We start from the raw sequence: 19,179 nt of genomic DNA, 5'->3' as shown, positions 1-19,179 counted from the left end.
TATTCTTAACTTAATTAATTTTCTACCTGAACAAGTTCTTCTCCACTTCTTTCCTTTACCATTTTTGCTGCTGTGGCAGATTCCATGGTTTCAGAATACTCCTTCTGTTCTGCGATCCAGGCATTGTATTCGGCTTCAGTCTCAACAACAACCTTCATTTGCATGTTATAATGAGCCACTCCGCAAATCTTGTTACACAAGAGGTAATACTCGAAGTTATCATAATCTGTAAGAGGTTCTTCACCCATGGCGATCAACTCCTCACTTTTCGATCTTCTTATTTCATTAATACGAGCAACCTTATCTCTCATATATTCGGTCTCGTTGATAGCATCTGTTGTTACAGTTGGCGTGAATGAGAATTGGGTGATCATCCCCGGCACTACGTTCATTTGAGCTCTAAAATGTGGGAAGTAAGCAGAATGCAGTACATCCTGAGATCTCATTTTGAAAAGGACCGGGCGGTTTACCGGAAGGTGAATTTCAGCAGTGATCACGTCATCCATGGCATATGGATCACTTTCATCAACTCCCATGGTATTTGCACCTTCTATAAAGCGAACATTAGCTTTCCCCAGGACATTGTCCTTTCCGGCGTAACGTGCCTGCCAGCTGAATTGCTTCGCGTATAACTCAATCACAAGAGGATCTTCCTCCTCTTCGATATCCATGATGTCACTCCAGGTAAATAATCCATAGATGATCAATCCTGCCAGTACGATTACAGGAATGATTGTCCAAACGAACTCAAGCTTATCATTATCGGCAAAGAAAAGTGCTTTATTTCCTTTTTTACCCTTGTATTTAAAGGCAAAATAGTGAAGTAGACCCTGTGTAATAACCTGCACGAACATGATCACGGCCATTGTGATCAACAGGAGATTATCATATTCTGCACCATGTTCTGAAGAGGCAGCAGGCAAAGCCCTGTCACCAAAAGTCCAGAAATTATATATCATAAAAATATAGAACGCAATTCCAAAGGCAAGCATCAGGTTACCCTGCGTCCTGTTATCCTTGTCACTCGCTATCTCTGATGTTTCCGTGGTATCGGAGGTCCGGGACAATTGAAAGATCCTGGTAAGCTGCCAGATAGTTATCGCAAATAATGCTACTACTACTATGATTAAAAATACCGTCATTTTATAATTTCTCTTTAAACAATCTTTTAATAATGATAATGCTCACTCTCTTTCATGAACGGATTACGCTTTGCGAGTAGCGGGGCTTTGGTCAGGGAATTGAATACCACAAAAATAAATAATCCCCCAAAAAAGGCCAGTGCACTGATCTCGGAAATTCCAATGAACCATGACTCCCCTACTGTTGCAGGCATCACCATAACATAAACATCCAGATAATGACCCAACAGAATAATTATTCCTGTCATTACAACGAACCAGTTAACCCTTTTGAAGTCACTGTTCATTAACAATAATAGTGGGAAGATAAAGTTTAGAGCTACCATTCCAAAGAATACAAGCCCATAATCTTCAATTCGCGCCACGAAATAGGTCACCTCTTCAGGGATATTTGAATACCAGATTAGCATGAACTGTGAGAACCACAGGTAGGTCCAGAAAATACTGATCCCAAACATGAACTTCGCAAGGTCATGGATATGGCTGTCATTTACAAATGGCAGGTAATTGCGGGATTTGAGATAGATAGTTACCAGTGCGATAACTGTAATACCCGATACAAACATACTGGAGAACACATACCATCCAAAAAGGGTACTAAACCAGTGTGGATCAAGACTCATGATCCAGTCCCAGGACATCATTGACTCAGTCACGATAAAGAATACAAGGAATCCTGCTGAAAGTTTAAAGTTCTTTTTATACCATGTGATATCTGTAGCATCATCCTGTCTAAGGGAATTCCTTCTAAGGTAATAGCGGAAGATGTTCCAGCCCGCAATATAAATAAGTGCACGAATAAGGAAAAAAGGAACATTGAGATAACCGCTCTTGTTCTGAATGATCTCATCGTGAGCAACAACTTCGGGATCCATCCATACAAACAGGTGGTTAAGGTGGAAACCTGAAAGGGCCAAAATGATGAACACTATTATACTTCCCGGAAGCAGGTAAGCAGTAATCCCTTCCATTACCCTGAATAGAACGGGAGACCAACCGGCTTGTGCAGCAAATTGTACCGCATAGAATGCAAGCACCCCAAGTGCGATCATAAAAAAGAAGAAGGCAGCAACATATAAAGCAGCCCATGGTTTATTCTGTAATTGATGAAAAACGTGTTCAAGGTGCACCAATTCAGCATCTTCGGCCATTGTATGCACTTCTTCATCTGTACGTTCGGTCTCTACCTGATGTTCTGATGGTACAAAGTCAAAACCGCGGGCATCGTCTTCAATTTCATCTTCGGTTTGACCTGTAAGTGGCATTTCAACAACTTCCCCGTGATCATCATGAGCGATCATTTCCCTAACCTCTTCAATAGATGCGGGCACGGCAATGAATCCATAGATCAAGCCCAAAAGCCCTGCCACCATAAGAATGATAGAAAACGTTTTTAATTTACTGGATAGCGTGTACATATTATTTAATATCTAATGTGCTGTTATTCTTGGATTTCTTCGATTGGTTCTCCTTCAGGCTCATTCTGTTTCACTTCCATTGTCTGCTCAGCATTCACAGGAGGCATCAGGTTTTCATCGAGGCTTTCAAATTCCATTTCAGGACCTCCTTCAAGGTCGTTCTTGAGCTTCATAACATAATGAGTGATCGCCCAACGCTCTTCAATTGACGTTTGTGATGCGTAAGAACCCATGGCGTTAAGCCCATAATATTGTACGTGATATACACCACCTTCGGTGATAGCTCGTCCTACGTCATCATAGCTTGGGATCCCAAGGATCTTTTCTCTCTGCACCAAAATTCCTTTACCATCTCCCTTGTCTCCGTGACAAACAGCACAGTAAATTGTATATAGGGCTTTACCCTGAGCCAGAACTTCTTCGGTATATGGAAGAGGATTCTCAAGTTCTGCTTTTGCTGTAGCCAAACCATCAGGCGAATTCTCATACTCATAAGGTCTCCACCCTCTAGAAACTGTACCTTCTACCGGAAGTTTTGCCTCCTGCTCATTAACAAATACTTCATATGCTCCATATGGTTCATAGCTTACCGTCTCGTACATATTCGGCATGTACTGGTAATTGGGTTTAGAGTTTTCCACACAGGAAACTGCACTCAATGCCAAAATGAAGAATATGGATCTTTTAAATAAACTTTTCATCGGGTTTATTTGTTATCTATTAATTTAATTTCAGAAGCACCGGTATTGAATAAAAAATCGGTTAGCTCCTCTGCATTGTGATTCCCTACTCGAACTTCCATAAGGAAATGATCATCTGTAGTTCGGATATCAGGATTCTCAGCTTTCTTGAAAGGCCACAATTTACTTCTCATAAAGAACGTAAATACCATAAGGTGGGCAGCAAAAAATACCGTTAGCTCAAACATGATCGGAACAAAAGATGGCATGTTCTGAATAAAACTGAAACTCGGTTTACCCCCAATGTCCATTGGCCAGTCTTCGATCATAATAAAGTTCATCATGGCCACTGCTACTGTCAAACCTACTATCCCGTACAGGAAGGACGTGATGGCCAATCTGGTAGGTGCCAGTCCCATTGCTTTATCCAGCCCGTGTACCGGGAAAGGGGTATAGATTTGTCCAATACTGTAGCGGGCCTCCCTCACTTGTCTTACAGCCTGTAAAAGCAAGTCGTCATCTGTGTAAAGAGCGTGTATAACTTTAGATGCCATTATTTTTACTTTTTTAGTTGGTTTGCCTGATCATTCCAATCTCCGCGATTATCGGCAGTAGGGAAATTATCGATTACCCTATCAAGCAATTTATAGTCTTCATCGGTAAGGTTCCTCACCTGGTCGTAAGTATAGATACCTACCTGGTGCAGCTTTTGCTCCATTACAGGACCAACACCATTAAGCTTTTGCAGGTCATCTGCAGCTTGGGTGGCAGGATCAAAAACTCCAATTTTATGCAACATCTCGTCGATCCTGTCTCTGTCAATTTCTGAAGTTGTCAAGCTTTCTGTATGAGTAGTAGGCTCATGTTCCTTCTTCTGATCATATTCATCTCTCTTGATCCATCCACCTTCAACATTTGAAACCGGCTCTCTCACGATGGTATTTGTATGATCTGCATGATCCCCATGCTCTTCTCTTAGCTTTTTATAACGATCACCTGAAGACTTAAGGATCGTCTTGACCTCTGCCTGTGCAATTACAGGGAAGGTTCGGGCATAAAGCAGGAACAGCACAAAGAAGAAGCCTATAGTTCCTATGAAGATCCCAATATCCACGAAAGTAGGTGAGAACATAGTCCAGGAAGATGGCAGGTAATCTCTGTGAAGTGAAGTAACAATGATCACAAAGCGCTCAAACCACATCCCGATATTCACAACAATTGAGATAAAGAAAGAGAACATAATACTGGTCCGAAGTTTCTTGAACCACATGAACTGTGGCGAGAATACGTTACAGGTCATCATCGCCCAGTAAGCCCATGCGTAAGGACCGGTTGCCCTGTTAAGGAAAGCGTACTGTTCATATTCAACTCCCGAGTACCATGCCATAAATAGCTCGGTGATATATGCAACACCTACAATAGAACCTGTGATCATGATCACGATGTTCATTAGCTCAATGTGCTGAATTGTAATATAGTCTTCCAGATTAGAAACCTTTCTCATGATGATAAGTAAGGTGTTCACCATTGCAAAACCAGAGAAGATCGCACCCGCAACGAAGTATGGAGGAAAGATCGTAGTGTGCCATCCTGGAATTACCGAGGTAGCAAAGTCAAAGGATACAATAGTGTGTACAGAAAGTACAAGAGGAGTTGCCAAACCTGCCAATACAAGGGACACCTCTTCAAAACGTTGCCAGTCTTTTGCACGTCCACTCCAACCAAAACTCAAGATTCCATAAATGTGTTTCTGAAATGGCTTTATAGCACGGTCCCTGATCATTGCAAAATCGGGCAACAGACCGGTCCACCAGAACACAAGAGAAACTGAAAGGTAGGTAGAGATCGCAAATACATCCCACAGTAGCGGGGAGTTAAAGTTGACCCAAAGAGATCCAAACTGGTTTGGAATAGGTAGTACCCAGTACGCCAGCCATGGACGTCCCATGTGAATAATTGGGAACAAACCTGCCTGAACAACTGAAAAGATCGTCATGGCCTCTGCAGAACGGTTAATTGCCATTCTCCATTTTTGACGGAAAAGTAATAGTACCGCCGAAATAAGCGTACCGGCGTGACCAATACCTACCCACCAAACAAAGTTGGTAATATCCCAGGCCCAACCAACGGTTCTGTTCAATCCCCAGGTACCAATTCCTGTAGAAACTGTATAGATGATACAACCTAATCCCCAAAGGAAAGCGACAAGAGCAATAGAGAACACAATCCACCATGATTTGTTGGCCCGCCCTTCTACCGGTGCAGCAACATCGGCCGTAACGTCATGATAGGTCTTATTGCCAAGTACTAAAGGCTTTCGAATAGGTGCTTCGTAATGAGACATATGCTTTTTATAATTAATTCTTTAAATCTTTTATTATGCTTCAGATGTATTACGGACTTTGGTCTGGTACATCACATTTGGCTTGGTTCCTACGTATTCAAGTGCGTGATACATCCTTTCATCCTCACTTAAAGCTGCAATCTTGCTATCTTCATCATTCACATCTCCAAATATAATTGCTCCCTTGTCACAAGCAGCAGAACATGCAGTCTGGAATTCTCCGTCTTCAATAGCTCTCCCTTCACGCTTGGCATCAAGAATGGTCTTTTGAGTACGTTGTATACAGAAAGAACATTTTTCCATTACCCCTCGTGAACGAACGGTTACGTCTGGATTGAGAACCATACGCCCAAGATCGTTGTTCATGTTGTAATCAAACTCGTCGTTCTTGTTGTAAAGGAACCAGTTGAACCTTCTTACTTTATAAGGACAGTTGTTTGCACAATATCTTGTACCCACACATCTGTTATAGATCATCTGGTTTTGTCCCTGACGACCGTGCATAGTTGCAGCAACAGGACATACAGTTTCACATGGCGCGTGGTTACAGTGCTGACATAGCATTGGCTGGAATACTACCTGCGGATTATCAGAAGCCATTTCCATTTCTCCGAATTGAGAAAGTGCGTCTCCAAGGCCACTCATATTCTCTTTCTTTTCCACATCCTCTGCAAAGCTCTCTTCCGAGGAGTAGTAGCGGTCAATACGCAACCAGTGCATATCACGGTATTTACGAACCTCTTCTTTACCTACTACAGGAACGTTGTTCTCTGCGTTACACGCAATAACACAGGCACCACAACCCGTACAGGCATTAAGATCTATAGACATCTTGAAATAGTGCCCTACAGAGCGGTCAAAACCATCCCAAAGATCAACATCGGGTGAAGTCACAGGAGTTTCGACGTGATTCAAGGAAACCTCGGGCATCTTATTCCACACGTGAGAATCACGGGTATTAAAGATCTCCAGCGTTGTTTCTTTAACAATATCATTTCTACCCATTAGAGTAGTATGCAACTGCAGACAGGCAAATTCATGTACACCCGCTGCTTTTTCTATAGTCACATTCTGAAAAGAAGTAAAATCTTTATATAACGGATAGGCATTAACTCCTACCTGCATTTCTTTCTGAACACCTTCTTTGTTACCATATCCAAGCGCAAGGGATACAACTCCCTGTGCCTGTCCCGGCTGAATGAACACCGGTACTTTTTCTAAAACAGTATCATCTACTTTTAGATTGACATAGTTACCATTTAAAGCCCCGTTAGACACATGTTCCATTTCAAGACCCAAGGCTTCAGCATCAAATTTTGAGATTTTAAGATAATTATCCCAGGTAGCGCGGGTAATAGGATCGGGTAATTCGTGCAACCATGGGTTATTAGCCAGGTTTCCGGCTCCCATGGATACTGAAGTATAAAGCTCAAGCTCCAAACCTTCAGACTTAGCTGCTGAAAGATTTCTTACAGCTGTTCCTTCATCAAAACTAACCGCTGTAGCAGTCTGTTCTGCTCCTACTTCAGTAGTGAACGGCGAAGTTCCTTCAAAAACACCGTCATGAAGCGCATCAACCCATGAGCTGGACCCCATTGATCCTTCCCAGGTCTGCTTCAGGTAATCTGCGTACGTGATATTATTGTCTGTCCATCTTAGGAGTACATCCTGGAACTGACTAGTATCGAAAAGAGGCCTGATGGTTGGCTGCATCAAACCAAACTTTTGTGTTGTAAATTCTATATCTCCCCAGCTTTCAAGATAATGAGGAGTTGCAGCAACATAGTTTGAAAGCAGTGCCGTTTCATCATTCTTCATGCTAAAGGCAACTCTAAGATCCACTTTGGCCATTCCTTCAACAAACTCGTCGGCAAAAGGAAGGCTGTAGACAGGGTTAACACCAGCAATCAAAATAGCACCTATCTGCCCGGCATTCATGTCGGCCACAAGCTGCTTCACTGCAGCAGTGTTCCCTTGACGAATCATTCTTGGAGAAGCTGTGTTCATAACACCACTTCCAAGACTTTCGTTAATTGCAAGAGCAAGACCTTGTGCATCAACATCAGGAATCCCTGTCACAACCACAGCGCCACTTCCGGCTTGACGTAATTGTCTTGCTGCCTTTACAAGAGCATCATCTATGTGAGCAGGCAAATTACTTGTTGACGACCTACCGGTAATATATCCATGAAGCGCGGCAAGCGCTGTTTTTTGTTGAGAAAGCGTAAGTTTTATTCTTCTGTCAGCATTTGCACCAGTCAGGGAGAAATTCGATTCAAACTGAATATGACGGGACATTTTACCATTTTCCGGAATACGTCCTTTTGCATATCCTGCATCATGACCACCACCTGCCCAATCCCCAAGGAAGTCGGCACCAATAGAAACTATAACTTCTGCTTTTGCGAAATCATAACTTGGAAGAGCTCTTCTACCATAGCGGCTTTGGAAAGCTTCAAGCGTTGCATCTTCAGAAACTGTATCGTAGATTACGTGGCGAACATTGCCATACTTCTGCGAAAACTCACTTATAAGTTTTGAAGTAGATGGGCTGGCGAAGGTTTGCGTCAATAACACGATCTCTCCACTAACATTGTTCAGCTTTTCCTTAACCTCACGATCAAACTGCTCCCACGAAACCACCTCTCCATTGGCCATTGGCCTTTGAAGTCTTTTATTATCGTACAAGGAAAGCACAGATGCATGCACTCTGGCATTGGCACCGGTAGTTCCCATTGTATTCTGTTCAATCTTTATAGGACGACCTTCACGGGTCTTTACAAGTACACTTGAGAAGTCGAACCCATCAGCCATTGTAGTGGCGTAGTAATTAGCCACCCCCGGCACGATCCTTTCCGGCTGTACTACGTAGGGAATAGACTTCATTACCGGCCCCTCACAGGCAGCCAGTGAAGCTGCTGCAGTACTAAAACCAACGTACTTTAAAAAGTCCCTTCTTGAAGTGGACGAACTCTCAAGAGTCTCCTTGTTACCCAAAAACTCATCTGTAGGGATCTCTTCAACAAATTCCTTCTGGCTGTGCGTCTCAACAATTGAGCTGGATTCTTTCAGCTCTTCAACACTTTTCCAGTATTTCTTGTTTGATGACATATGATTACTTTCTACTTTTTAAATTAATAATGGCACTTGGCACATTCAATTCCACCCATTTGGGCAACAGTTAATTCTTCTACTTCATACTTCTTAGAAAGCTCCTCATGCACTTTCTCATAATACTCATTACCTGCGGTGCGCACATTGGTCTCCCTGTGACAGTTCACACACCAGCCCATAGTTAAAGGCGCATTCTGGTACATGATCTCCATTTCTTCAACAGGACCGTGACAGGTTTGACATGCAATCCCTCCAACCTCTACGTGTTGTGAGTGATTGAAATAAGCAAAATCAGGCAGGTTGTGGATCCTTATCCACTTTACAGGTTCGGTCTCACCGGTATAAGCCTGCTGGCTAACATCCCAACCCACTGCATCATATAATTTGGCGATCTCGCCGTCGTAGAATTCTTTTGAATATTCTTCAGTAGCAGTAGCTTCCGCAACTTCACTAATTGATTTGTGACAGTTCATACACACATTAAGAGAAGGGATCCCCGAAGTTTTAGACACTCTTGCTGAGCTGTGACAAAATTTACACTCGATCTGGTTTTCACCTGCGTGAATTCTGTGAGAGAAGTGTATAGGCTGAATTGGCTGATACCCCTGATCCACGCCTACCTGCATCATCCAGCCATAAGCAAAGTATGAACCAACCAAGACCAATATGACCGCAGTTACAATAACGAGGAACTGGTTTTCAACAAAGGCTTTCCAGATGGGCTTCCCTCTTTTCTCTTTTACCGGCAGTTCAACCCCACTGGCAACTGCAAACCTTCTTAAAGTTTTATTTACCAGGTAAAGGATTACCAGCAACATTAAAAGCACAAAGGCTAAAATGCCTAGTAAAATATCTGTAGAGACACCTCCACCACCTTGTGCCGCACCAGCACCTGTAGTGGTCACCTCCTGTTTCTGAGGCACTGCCTTAGGCTGATTTACGTATGCAAGGATGTTATCAATATCACTATCGCTTAACTGTGGAAAAGGAGGCATAGCCACCTGGTTGTATTCGTTAAAGATCTCAACCGCCTGCTCATCACCTGCTGCAATTAGAGCCTGAGAATTTTTGATCCATTGATGCAACCATTCGGTATCTCTTCTTTCACCAACTCCCCTAAGTGCAGGACCAATTGAATTACCATCAAGCTTATGACAGGCAGCACAAAGTGTATTAAAGATCTCTTTTCCTGCAGCTACATCTCCACTTGAAGCCTCGGCTTCTACACTCGATTCCTCCGGACCCTGAACGGTTTCCTGCCTATCCTGATCTTCTGCAAGGGGAGACTCCTGAGCATGGACAAGGGTATTAAATGAAAAGAATAAGGATACACTTAATAGAACAATTCGGGCAGCTGAATGGCGGTATTTCACCTTTTTCATATTATAAGTTGAATTAACGTCTAATTTGGTACGATTTTTAGACAAAATACAACGTGACAAATGTCATATTTTAGTCCCTAAAAATTTACCGACAAAAGTAATACTTAAGTTCGATTTAAGAGGACAGCCAATTAATTTATAACTGTTCTAAATAACTGTTAAAGGCCGAATTGACCAGTAAAGTTATACTTTTGTATTTCAGAAAATTATGAAGATATGTTGAGAAAAAAGAAAATAATTTTATCTATAGCATTAGCTGTAGCCGGCATAACCGCCTCCCAGGCACAGGAAGGGCAGGTTACCATACATCAGGACGAGAGAATTCCCGCACTTTTGAAACAGAAAACAGGAATGGTCCAGGATGGAGTAATAGGAGACCGCTACAGGATCCAGTTATTCTCCGGAGATAATAACGAAGCCAGTAAAGTGATCAAGGAATACAGGTCTTTATTTCCAGAATGGTCTTCTACCATAGTTTTTGAAACTCCAAACTATAAAGTATGGGTAGGAAACTTTAGGAATAGTCTTGAAGCTGACAGAGCTTTGCTACGCATCAAAAAATCTTTTCCTGCAGCTTTCAGGTTCAAACCAGAAAAGAGATAAATCTCCATTAATATTTTGAGGAACAAAAAAGGGGCGCAATTTGCGCCCCTTTTTAATTTATGTGATCTAACTATTTAAGTTTCTTTTTCACCGCTACTTCCTGGAATGCTTCAACTACATCACCCTCATGGATATCATTGTAGTTCTTGATTTGCAATCCACAGTCATAACCTTTGGAGACTTCCTTCACATCGTCCTTAAAACGTTTTAAAGAAGCCAATTCTCCTGTATAAACAACAACTCCGTCGCGAATAAGTCTTATGCGTGAATTTCTGTAGATCTTACCATCTGTAACCATACATCCTGCAATACTACCAATTTTTGACACTTTAAAGATCTCTCTGATCTCTGCGTTACCGGTTATCTCCTCCTTCATAACAGGAGAAAGCATACCTTCCATCGCATCCTTAAGATCGTTTATAGCATCGTAAATGATAGAGTAAGTACGGATGTCAATTTCTTCCTTATCGGCTACCATACGGGCATTACCGGCCGGTCTCACGTTAAATCCAATGATGATCGCATCTGAAGCTGATGCCAATAACACATCACTCTCAGTAATTGCACCAACTCCTTTATGAATAATGTTCACCTGAATTTCTTCAGTAGACAATTTCTGGAAAGAATCTGTAAGCGCTTCCACAGAACCGTCCACGTCACCTTTAAGAATAATGTTGAGTTCCTTAAAGTCACCAAGAGCGATACGACGTCCAATCTCATCAAGCGTAATGTGTCGCTGAGTCCTGACTGACTGCTCTCTTTGCAACTGGGTACGCTTGGCAGCAATATCCTTAGCCTCCCGCTCATCGGTCATTACCTTGAACTTATCACCTGCCTGTGGCGCACCATCAAGACCAAGTATAGATACAGGCGTTGAAGGACCTGCTTCCTTAACATCTTTTCCTCGTTCATCCTGCATGGCTTTTACTTTACCGCTATGTCTACCGGCAAGAACGTAATCCCCTATTTTAAGAGTACCAGATTGTACTAGAATAGTTGATACATAACCTCTACCTTTATCAAGATAAGCTTCCACAACAGTACCGTTAGCCAGCTTGTCTGGATTGGCTGTAAGCTCCAGGATCTCGGCCTCAAGTAATACCTTCTCAAGTAACTCTTTCACTCCAAGACCCGTTTTGGCCGAGATATCGTGCGACTGTACTTTACCTCCCCAGTCTTCCACCAACAGGTTCATACCTGCCAGTTTTTCTTTTATTTTCTCGGGGTTTGCCGTTGGCAAATCCACTTTATTGATCGCAAATACAATTGGAACTCCTGCTGCCTGCGCGTGAGAGATCGCCTCTTTTGTTTGAGGCATCACATCATCATCGGCCGCTACAACGATAATAGCAAGGTCGGTAACCTGAGCTCCCCTGGCACGCATTGCGGTAAAGGCTTCGTGACCCGGAGTATCCAAAAATGTGATTTTTTGACCATTTTCCAGTTTCACACCGTAGGCTCCAATGTGCTGTGTAATTCCACCACTCTCCCCTGCAATAACATTCTCCTTACGAACATAATCGAGCAATGAGGTTTTACCGTGGTCAACGTGACCCATTACAGTTACAATAGGCGCACGCGGTTGAAGATCCTCGGGATTTTCCGGGGCAACTTCTTTAGGTTCATCAAGATCGGCAGTAACAAATTCTACTTCATAGTCGAATTCTTCGGCTACAATAGAAAGCGTTTCAGCATCCAGACGCTGGTTCATGGTCACCATCATTCCAAGAGACATACAGGCAGAGATAATTTGCGTTACCGGCACATCCATCATGGTAGCGACTTCACTAACCGTAACGAATTCGGTAACCTTCAATACCTTGTTCTCTTCTTCCATCTGGGCATCCTCGGTCCTTTGACGGTGAGTATCCCTCTTGTTTCTACGGTACTTGGCACCACGACCTTTTCCTGATTTCCCCTGAAGTTTTTCAAGAGTCTCACGTACCTGCTTTTGTACTTCTTCCTCGCTTGGCTCTTCTTTGGCAACCGGGCGGGTACGTTTTCCTTTATTTGTTTTTGAAGCACCTCCGGTTTGTCCGGGAGCACCTTTCACATCTTTACTTATACGACGACGGCGTTTCTTGCGCTTGTCCTTATCATCTTCTGCTTTCTTGTCGTCTTTCTTCTTGACCGGTTTCTTGAATTGAGAAAGATCTATCTTCTCTCCGGTAAAGTTAGGACCGCTAAGCTTTTGATACTTGGTTGTTACAGTAGAGGATTCTTCTGGAGAAGCTTCGGGCGTTGCTTCTTCTTTAGGCTGCTCTTCCTTCGCCTCCGGCTTTTCGGGCTCGGGACTTTCCTCCTTAGCTTTTGGAGCCTCGGGTGCCTTTTCGGCAGGTTTGGGAGTTTCAGCTTTAGGAGTTTCAGCTTTGGGAGCTTCAGCTTTAGGAGCTTCAGCTTTAGGAGCTTCGGGAGCTTTTGGAGCCTCGGCCTGTGGCTGTTCAGGCGCTTTGGTCTCTTCTGCGGGAGCTTCTGGTTTTACTTCCGGGGAAGCTGCTTTTGGCTTGTCAAGATCGATCTTTCCAACCTGTTTTGGGCCTTCCAGGTTAGACTTCGCTCTAATTACTTCCTGCTTTTCTTCCTGCTTACGCTTCTCTTCAAGTTCCTTTTCTCTTTCAAGACGAAGGCTCTCTTTTTCCTTGCGCTTTTCTTCTCCTACTTCCTTTGCCTCAACCTTCTTACTCTTATCGGTCTGAAACTCATCAGAAAGCACCTGATAAATCTCGCCCGAAATTTTTGTGGTGGGACGCGCCTCTATTTCGTGGCCCTGGGAATTGAGAAATTCCACAGCACGATCCAACGAAATATTGAATTCACGTAGCACCTTATTTAATCTCATTGTTTTTGCTTCAGCCATAAATTGCCCTCTAAATTATCCTCTTTTATTCTTAACTATTGTTCTCTTCTTCAAATTCTTCTCTAAGAACCTTCATTACATCTTTGATGGTCTCTTCCTCAAGATCGGTTCTCTTCACAAGATCATCAACATCCTGCTCCAATATACTCTTTGCCGTATCAAGTCCAATTTTAGCAAACTCTTCGATAACCCACGCATCGATCTCATCTGCAAATTCCCTCAATTCAACATCTTCTTCAACACCTTCTCTAAAGACGTCTATTTCATAACCTGTCAATTGTCCTGCCAATCTTATATTATGTCCTCCACGACCAATGGCTTTCGACACTTCTTCAGGCTTGAGCATTACTTCTGCCCGCTTGTTCTCCTCGTCTATTTTGAGAGAGGTAATTTTTGCAGGGCTCAGTGCTCTGGTGATCAACAACTGGTTATTACTGGTATAGTTGATCACGTCAATATTTTCATTCCCCAGTTCGCGTACGATACTATGGATCCTGGATCCTTTCATACCTACACAGGCACCAACAGGATCAATACGGTCATCGTAAGAATCTACAGCTACTTTTGCTTTTTCACCGGGGATCCTTACCACCTTCTTAACATTAATCAGGCCATCAAAGACTTCAGGGATCTCCTGCTCAAAAAGTTTCTCCAAAAATAACGGAGAAGTTCTTGACATAATGATAGCAGGTTTATTTCCTTTTAGTTCAACACTTTCAATGATCCCCCTCACATTCTCCCCTTTCCGGAAGAAATCTGAAGGTATCTGCCTGTCTTTAGGAAGGATGATCTCATTACCTTCATCATCCAGCAAAATAATTGCGCGATGGCGTATGTGGTGAACTTCTGCAGTATAGATCTCACCTTCAAGCTCCTTAAAGTGCTTATAGATGTTTGTATTATCGTGCTCGTGAACCTTAGATATAAGGTTTTGGCGCAGGGAAAGAATGGAACGACGACCAAGGTCGATCAATTTCACTTCTTCAGAAACATCTTCCCCAACTTCAAAATCGGGTTCGATCTTACGTGCTTCGGTCAAAGAGATCTCCTGGTTTGGATCTTCCACTTCTCCATCGGCCACAACTACACGGTTTCTCCAAATCTCAAGGTCACCTTTATCGGGGTTTACGATAATATCAAAGTTATCATCCTCCCCATACTTCTTCTTAAGAGCACTTCGCAGAACCTCTTCCAGGATAGCCATTAAGGTTGGCTTGTCAATTGACTTGTCATCCTTAAATTCTGAAAACGATTCTATCAACGCGATATTTTCCATATCCTTTGTCTGTTAAAATGTTATTTTCACTTTTGCCTCTTTTACATCCTCTAAAGGCAAGACAGCTTCTTTATTTACGGTCACTTTACCTTTCCCTACCGGCTTAGGCTCTCTGGCTTTCCACTTAAGAGTGAGCTTTGCATCCTCAAAGGCGACTAGCTCTCCTTCAAATTCCTCTCCCTTTACAGTGGTCACTGCAAGAGTTCTTCCAATATTCTTTTGGTACTGCCGCGGCATTTCCAGCGGACTTGACACTCCTGCCGAAGATACGTCCAGAGAAAAATCCTCCTCTTCGCGGTCCAGGTTATGTTCGATCTTGCGGCTTACCGCAATACAGTCATTTACAGACACTCCCTTATCACCATCTATGATTACAGTAATATGGTTCGCGTCATTAACATTAAGCTCAATTAAAAATAATGAATTATTTTCTTCGAAAGCTTCCTGCAGTAATTTTTCTACTTTCTCTCGTAACATTCCCGGGTCCGGCTATAAAAAGAGGGGACTTTCGTCCCCTCGTTGTTCTTTTTTTCGCTTCAACGGTGCAAATATAGTAAACTTTTTGTAGAACGAAAACAAGAATTAGAATGAAAAAATATTTGTAGTTTTATAACTAAATCAACCTTACCTATTTACAATTATCTTATGAAAAAGATCCTTGTGCCGACCGACTTTTCGGAGCAGGCAGAAAATGCCCTCAAAGTAGCCGCCCAACTTGCTGAAAAATTCAATGCTGAAATCTACCTTTTACACCTCATAGAATTACCCGCAGATATGGTGAACCCGGTAGGAGAAACCCGCTCAAATGACCTGCCCGAAGCCCTCTTCTTCATGAAGCTGGCCAAAAAGAAATTTGCCGATCTTCTTTCCCGCCCATATCTTAGAGGTCTTAAAGTGCACGATACAGTAGAGATCAACAAGGCTTTCAACGGGATCATAGATGCCAGCAAAAAGCACGGCTGCGACTTTATAGTGATGGGCTCCCAGGGAGCTACGGGACTTAGGGAAATGTTCATTGGCTCCAATACAGAAAAGGTTGTAAGAACATCAGATATCCCCGTGCTTGTAGTGAAGAATGAACATCCTTCTTTTGAGGTTCACAATTTTATTTTCGCCACCAATCTCGAAACTACTGGAAGAAAAACCCTCCAAAAGGTCATTGCTTTGGCCGAGACCTTCAAAGCGCGCCTGCACCTTGTCTATATCAATACGGCCAATGAATTTGTCACGACAGACGATTGCGATAAAAAACTAAAAAAATACATGGAAGGGGTAGCTTTTGATAATTACGAGTTCCACGTATTTAATGATGATTCAGTTGAGCAGGGTATCCTCAATTTTTCAAGAAAAATTAACGCCGATGTCATGGGGATCGCTACCCACGGTCGCAAAGGATTGTCTCACTTTTTCAACGGAAGCATTAGCGAAGACCTTGTGAATCACGCAAATAGTCCTGTGGTAACCTTCAAACTTGAAAAGTAAGATCCAGACCTGGTTCCGGGAGCCTCTTCTAATAAAATTAACCTATTGAAAACCATACGTTAAATTTGCGTCAAAGGTGTAAAATCACCCTGAAATAATTTGCCGCAAATGTATCTTTACCCCATATTTTCATTATATGGTATTAAAGGCAAGTTTTCAATTAGCCTTCCTGGCTATAGAGATCATTCTCACTTTTTACAGCAATGTGCTGGAGGATAATCTCATGGTCAAATTTCTTCTTTTTGTAATTACCGCTGTACTTATAGCAATGGGAGTGACCAAGCTTGCCAGTCGCCTTTTACCGGCAGATAAAGACTATGTCTCTATAGAAGATGAACAAGAAGTTTAGTTGCAGTTTTGCAGCCGCAAGAGTGAACAGGATGAAGGATTAGAACTGTAGAATTGCAACGAAGGATCCGGAAGGGGAATAATTTTCTTTCGGGTCCTTTTCAATTTAGCACCTCTCAAAAATGCCCTTTTTAAAGTCTCCTTATCAGAATGGCTGAGTTAAGTCAAAATGCTTAAATTTGGAGCTTCACTCCAAAAAAGAATGTTGGGTACACCCACAGATAAGCACCTGAAAATGTTTGAAAAAGACGAGAATGTGTTCAATGTACTTTTTGAAGCAGCTTCAGAAGGTATAATTGTTGTTGATAAAGCACAAACTATAGTAAGCAGCAACTATGCTGCAGATATCATGTTTGGGTATGAAAAGGGAGAATTAAAAGGCAAACCTCTTAATTTGCTCATCCCACCTAAATATCGCTCTGCCCACCCCTCCCACTTTAAAGGCTTTCTAAAAGACAGTGAAAAAAGACAGATGGGTCACGGGAGAGATCTGTACGGAGTGAAGAAGAACGGAGATGAATTCCCTGTGGAGGCAGGACTTAACCCATTCAAAATTGGGGATGAGCAGTATGTCATGTCTCTTGTCATTGATATTTCTATAAGAAAGGAAGCACAGCGTCAAATCACCGAGCTCAACAATGAGCTGGAAGGCAAAATAAAGGTAAGAACAAAAGAGCTCGAGGAAAGCATTGAAAAACTTCAAGACGCCAACAGCAGCCTTGAACTTGAGATCAAGCGCAGGAAAGAAGCCGAGAATCGCATAAAAAACGCCTTACAGAAGGAAAAGGAACTGAACGAACTCAAAACCAAATTTCTCTCCCTTGTTTCCCATGAGTTCAAAACCCCCCTTAGTGGTATATTGACCTCTGTTGTACTTGCAGGTAAGTACAAGCTGGAAGAACAGCAGGAAAAACGTGAAAAACATCTTGCCACTATAAAAAGTAAGGTGCACTATCTGGACAACATTCTCAACGACTTTCTATCTATAGAGAGGCTGGAAAGTGGCAAAGTGAATTACAAATTCACAGATTTCAATCTCAGTAAACTTATCAACGAGGTTGTCTATAATGCCAACGTCACCCTTAAAAGCGGTCAAAATATTGAATACACCCGCGATGTGGAAAATGTAGTGCTCCACCAGGACGAAAAGATCCTTGAGCTGGTTCTCTCCAACCTGCTTAGCAATGCAATCAAATATTCCCCCGAAAACACCCTTATCAACTTCGAAATAGAAGTAGATGGCGAGATCATTCGTTTTAAGGTGACAGACCAGGGAATGGGAATTCCTAAAAAGGATCAAAAGCATATTTTTGAAAGATATTTCAGGGCCGAAAATGCCCTTTTGAACCAGGGAACCGGGATAGGGCTCAATATTGCCAAAGTTCACCTGGAAAACCTGGGTGGCACCATCAGCTTTAGCAGTAAAGAGAATGTTGGAACCCAGTTTATTGTAGAACTTCCTATTATGAAAGAATGAAAAAAGTACTTTTTGTAGAAGACGATACAGTAGTACGTGAGAACACTGCCGAACTACTGGAACTTGCAGATTATAACGTCATCACGGCAGCTAACGGTAAATCGGGTCTGGCCATTGCGAAACAGGAGTTGCCAGACATTATTATTTGCGATATCATGATGCCCGAAATGGATGGGTATGGAGTGCTTCAGGCTTTATCTGAAGATCCAAAAACCCGTCATATTCCGTTCATATTTCTTTCAGCAAAGACAGAACATAAAGATATTCGAAGGGGAATGGATCTGGGGGCAGATGATTACCTCACCAAACCATTCGAAGAAGATGAACTTATTAGTGCCATAGAAAGTCGCCTCGCAAAAATGGCAATTTTGCGCAAGCTTCAGGAAAACGGAAATGAGACCGCCGAGGTTGAACCTCAGCAAAAGATCAATTCGTTGCAGGAGTTAAGGGAAGAGGTGAAAAAATACGACGAACTTACCTTTAAAGCAGGGGAAACGATCTACGAGGAAGGTAGACTGGGCAATCATTTCTTCTTTGTAGATAAAGGAGTGGTAAAAAGTCACCGCATGGATGAGTACGGGAAAGAACTCATCACCTCTGTCTATAAGGAGGGAGATTTCTTCGGAAACACTTCCTTTAAAAAAGCCGATGCTTATTCTGAATATGCTACCGCGATGGAAGAAACCAGGGTTTATGCAGTTTCTAAAGATGAGTTGAAGCATATTTTAATGAACAACAGCAATATCACCCTGGAACTGATAGATGTAATGGGAGAAAATATTGCAGGCATAAAAGAGCAGCTTCTGGAAATGGCCTATGGGTCGGTTAGAAAAAAGGCTGCACGTACCATTCTGCTATTTTCACAAAAGATAAGAAGGCATCCAACCCAGAGTATAAGGATCTCCCGAAGTGATCTGGCCAGCGTGGCCGGGATGGCTTCAGAAACCCTTATCAGGACCTTATCCGATTTCAAAAAGGAAGGTCTGTTGGAAATAGAAGGCCGCAATATAAAACTACTTAATGTCGAAGCGTTAAAGAGGATAAGTTGATCCTCTT

General features: G+C 42.5%; 15 protein-coding genes. 5 read left to right on the top strand and 10 right to left on the bottom strand.

Translation table 11 applies throughout. From position 1 onward, the window contains the following. Positions 1-14: 14 nt before the first annotated feature. Genes ACXYMT_RS04440 through ACXYMT_RS04410 form a run of 7 tightly spaced genes read right to left on the bottom strand, consistent with a single transcriptional unit; the run spans position 15 to position 10,080 of the window. Positions 15-1,142, bottom strand: a complete 1,128-nt coding sequence (locus tag ACXYMT_RS04440; RefSeq protein WP_459057883.1) for a cytochrome c oxidase subunit II — start codon at positions 1,140-1,142, stop codon at positions 15-17. Positions 1,143-1,168: 26 nt separating this feature from the next. After that, positions 1,169-2,560 (bottom strand): quinol:cytochrome C oxidoreductase, encoded by a 1,392-nt coding sequence (locus ACXYMT_RS04435; RefSeq protein ID WP_459057882.1) that lies wholly within the window; start codon positions 2,558-2,560, stop codon positions 1,169-1,171. A gap of 23 nt (positions 2,561-2,583) precedes the next feature. After that, entirely contained in the window at positions 2,584-3,261 is a 678-nt protein-coding gene (locus ACXYMT_RS04430; protein WP_459057881.1) for a c-type cytochrome, read from the bottom strand. Between the two features lie 5 nt (positions 3,262-3,266). Further along, positions 3,267-3,794 (bottom strand): DUF3341 domain-containing protein, encoded by a 528-nt coding sequence (locus ACXYMT_RS04425; protein WP_459057880.1) that lies wholly within the window; start codon positions 3,792-3,794, stop codon positions 3,267-3,269. 5 nt (positions 3,795-3,799) lie between these two features. Then, a complete protein-coding gene (gene nrfD / locus ACXYMT_RS04420) occupies positions 3,800-5,584 on the bottom strand; it encodes an NrfD/PsrC family molybdoenzyme membrane anchor subunit (RefSeq protein WP_459057879.1) in 1,785 nt (594 codons plus the stop codon). 33 nt (positions 5,585-5,617) lie between these two features. Further along, positions 5,618-8,695 carry a TAT-variant-translocated molybdopterin oxidoreductase gene (locus tag ACXYMT_RS04415; protein WP_459057878.1) on the bottom strand — a complete coding sequence of 1,026 codons (3,078 nt, stop codon included), beginning with the start codon at positions 8,693-8,695 and terminating at the stop codon, positions 5,618-5,620. Between the two features lie 23 nt (positions 8,696-8,718). Beyond that, positions 8,719-10,080 (bottom strand): c-type cytochrome, encoded by a 1,362-nt coding sequence (locus ACXYMT_RS04410; RefSeq protein ID WP_459057877.1) that lies wholly within the window; start codon positions 10,078-10,080, stop codon positions 8,719-8,721. Positions 10,081-10,296: 216 nt separating this feature from the next. Here ACXYMT_RS04410 and ACXYMT_RS04405 point away from each other — a divergent pair, with 216 nt between their 5' ends. Continuing rightward, entirely contained in the window at positions 10,297-10,683 is a 387-nt protein-coding gene (locus tag ACXYMT_RS04405; protein ID WP_459057876.1) for an SPOR domain-containing protein, read from the top strand. Between the two features lie 70 nt (positions 10,684-10,753). On the opposite strand, the gene infB is transcribed toward ACXYMT_RS04405, so the two are convergent. The 3 genes from infB to rimP are packed head-to-tail and all read right to left on the bottom strand — an operon-like array spanning position 10,754 to position 15,293. Then, positions 10,754-13,540, bottom strand: a complete 2,787-nt coding sequence (infB, locus tag ACXYMT_RS04400) for a translation initiation factor IF-2 (protein WP_459057875.1) — start codon at positions 13,538-13,540, stop codon at positions 10,754-10,756. 31 nt (positions 13,541-13,571) lie between these two features. Further along, complete coding sequence (gene nusA, locus ACXYMT_RS04395) at positions 13,572-14,816, bottom strand: transcription termination factor NusA (protein ID WP_459057874.1); 1,245 nt, start codon at positions 14,814-14,816, stop codon at positions 13,572-13,574. A 12-nt stretch (positions 14,817-14,828) separates the two neighbouring features. Continuing rightward, positions 14,829-15,293, bottom strand: coding sequence for a ribosome assembly cofactor RimP (rimP, locus tag ACXYMT_RS04390; protein WP_459057873.1), 465 nt, complete (start codon positions 15,291-15,293; stop codon positions 14,829-14,831). A 168-nt stretch (positions 15,294-15,461) separates the two neighbouring features. Here rimP and ACXYMT_RS04385 point away from each other — a divergent pair, with 168 nt between their 5' ends. From ACXYMT_RS04385 to ACXYMT_RS04370, 4 genes are all read left to right on the top strand, one after another. Then, the gene (locus ACXYMT_RS04385; RefSeq protein WP_459057872.1) at positions 15,462-16,298 is read left to right on the top strand and encodes a universal stress protein; all 837 of its coding nucleotides are present in this window, start codon (positions 15,462-15,464) and stop codon (positions 16,296-16,298) included. A 136-nt stretch (positions 16,299-16,434) separates the two neighbouring features. Next, entirely contained in the window at positions 16,435-16,647 is a 213-nt protein-coding gene (locus tag ACXYMT_RS04380) for a hypothetical protein (RefSeq protein WP_324719973.1), read from the top strand. 234 nt (positions 16,648-16,881) lie between these two features. Continuing rightward, complete coding sequence (locus tag ACXYMT_RS04375; protein WP_459059142.1) at positions 16,882-18,123, top strand: PAS domain-containing sensor histidine kinase; 1,242 nt, start codon at positions 16,882-16,884, stop codon at positions 18,121-18,123. Then, entirely contained in the window at positions 18,120-19,172 is a 1,053-nt protein-coding gene (locus ACXYMT_RS04370) for a response regulator (protein ID WP_459057871.1), read from the top strand. The genes ACXYMT_RS04375 and ACXYMT_RS04370 overlap by 4 nt, the downstream gene beginning before the upstream one ends. Positions 19,173-19,179 lie beyond the last annotated feature (7 nt).

The sequence above is a fragment of the Salinimicrobium sp. CAU 1759 genome (assembly GCF_054482715.1).
This window is presented reverse-complemented; position numbering and strand designations above follow the sequence as displayed.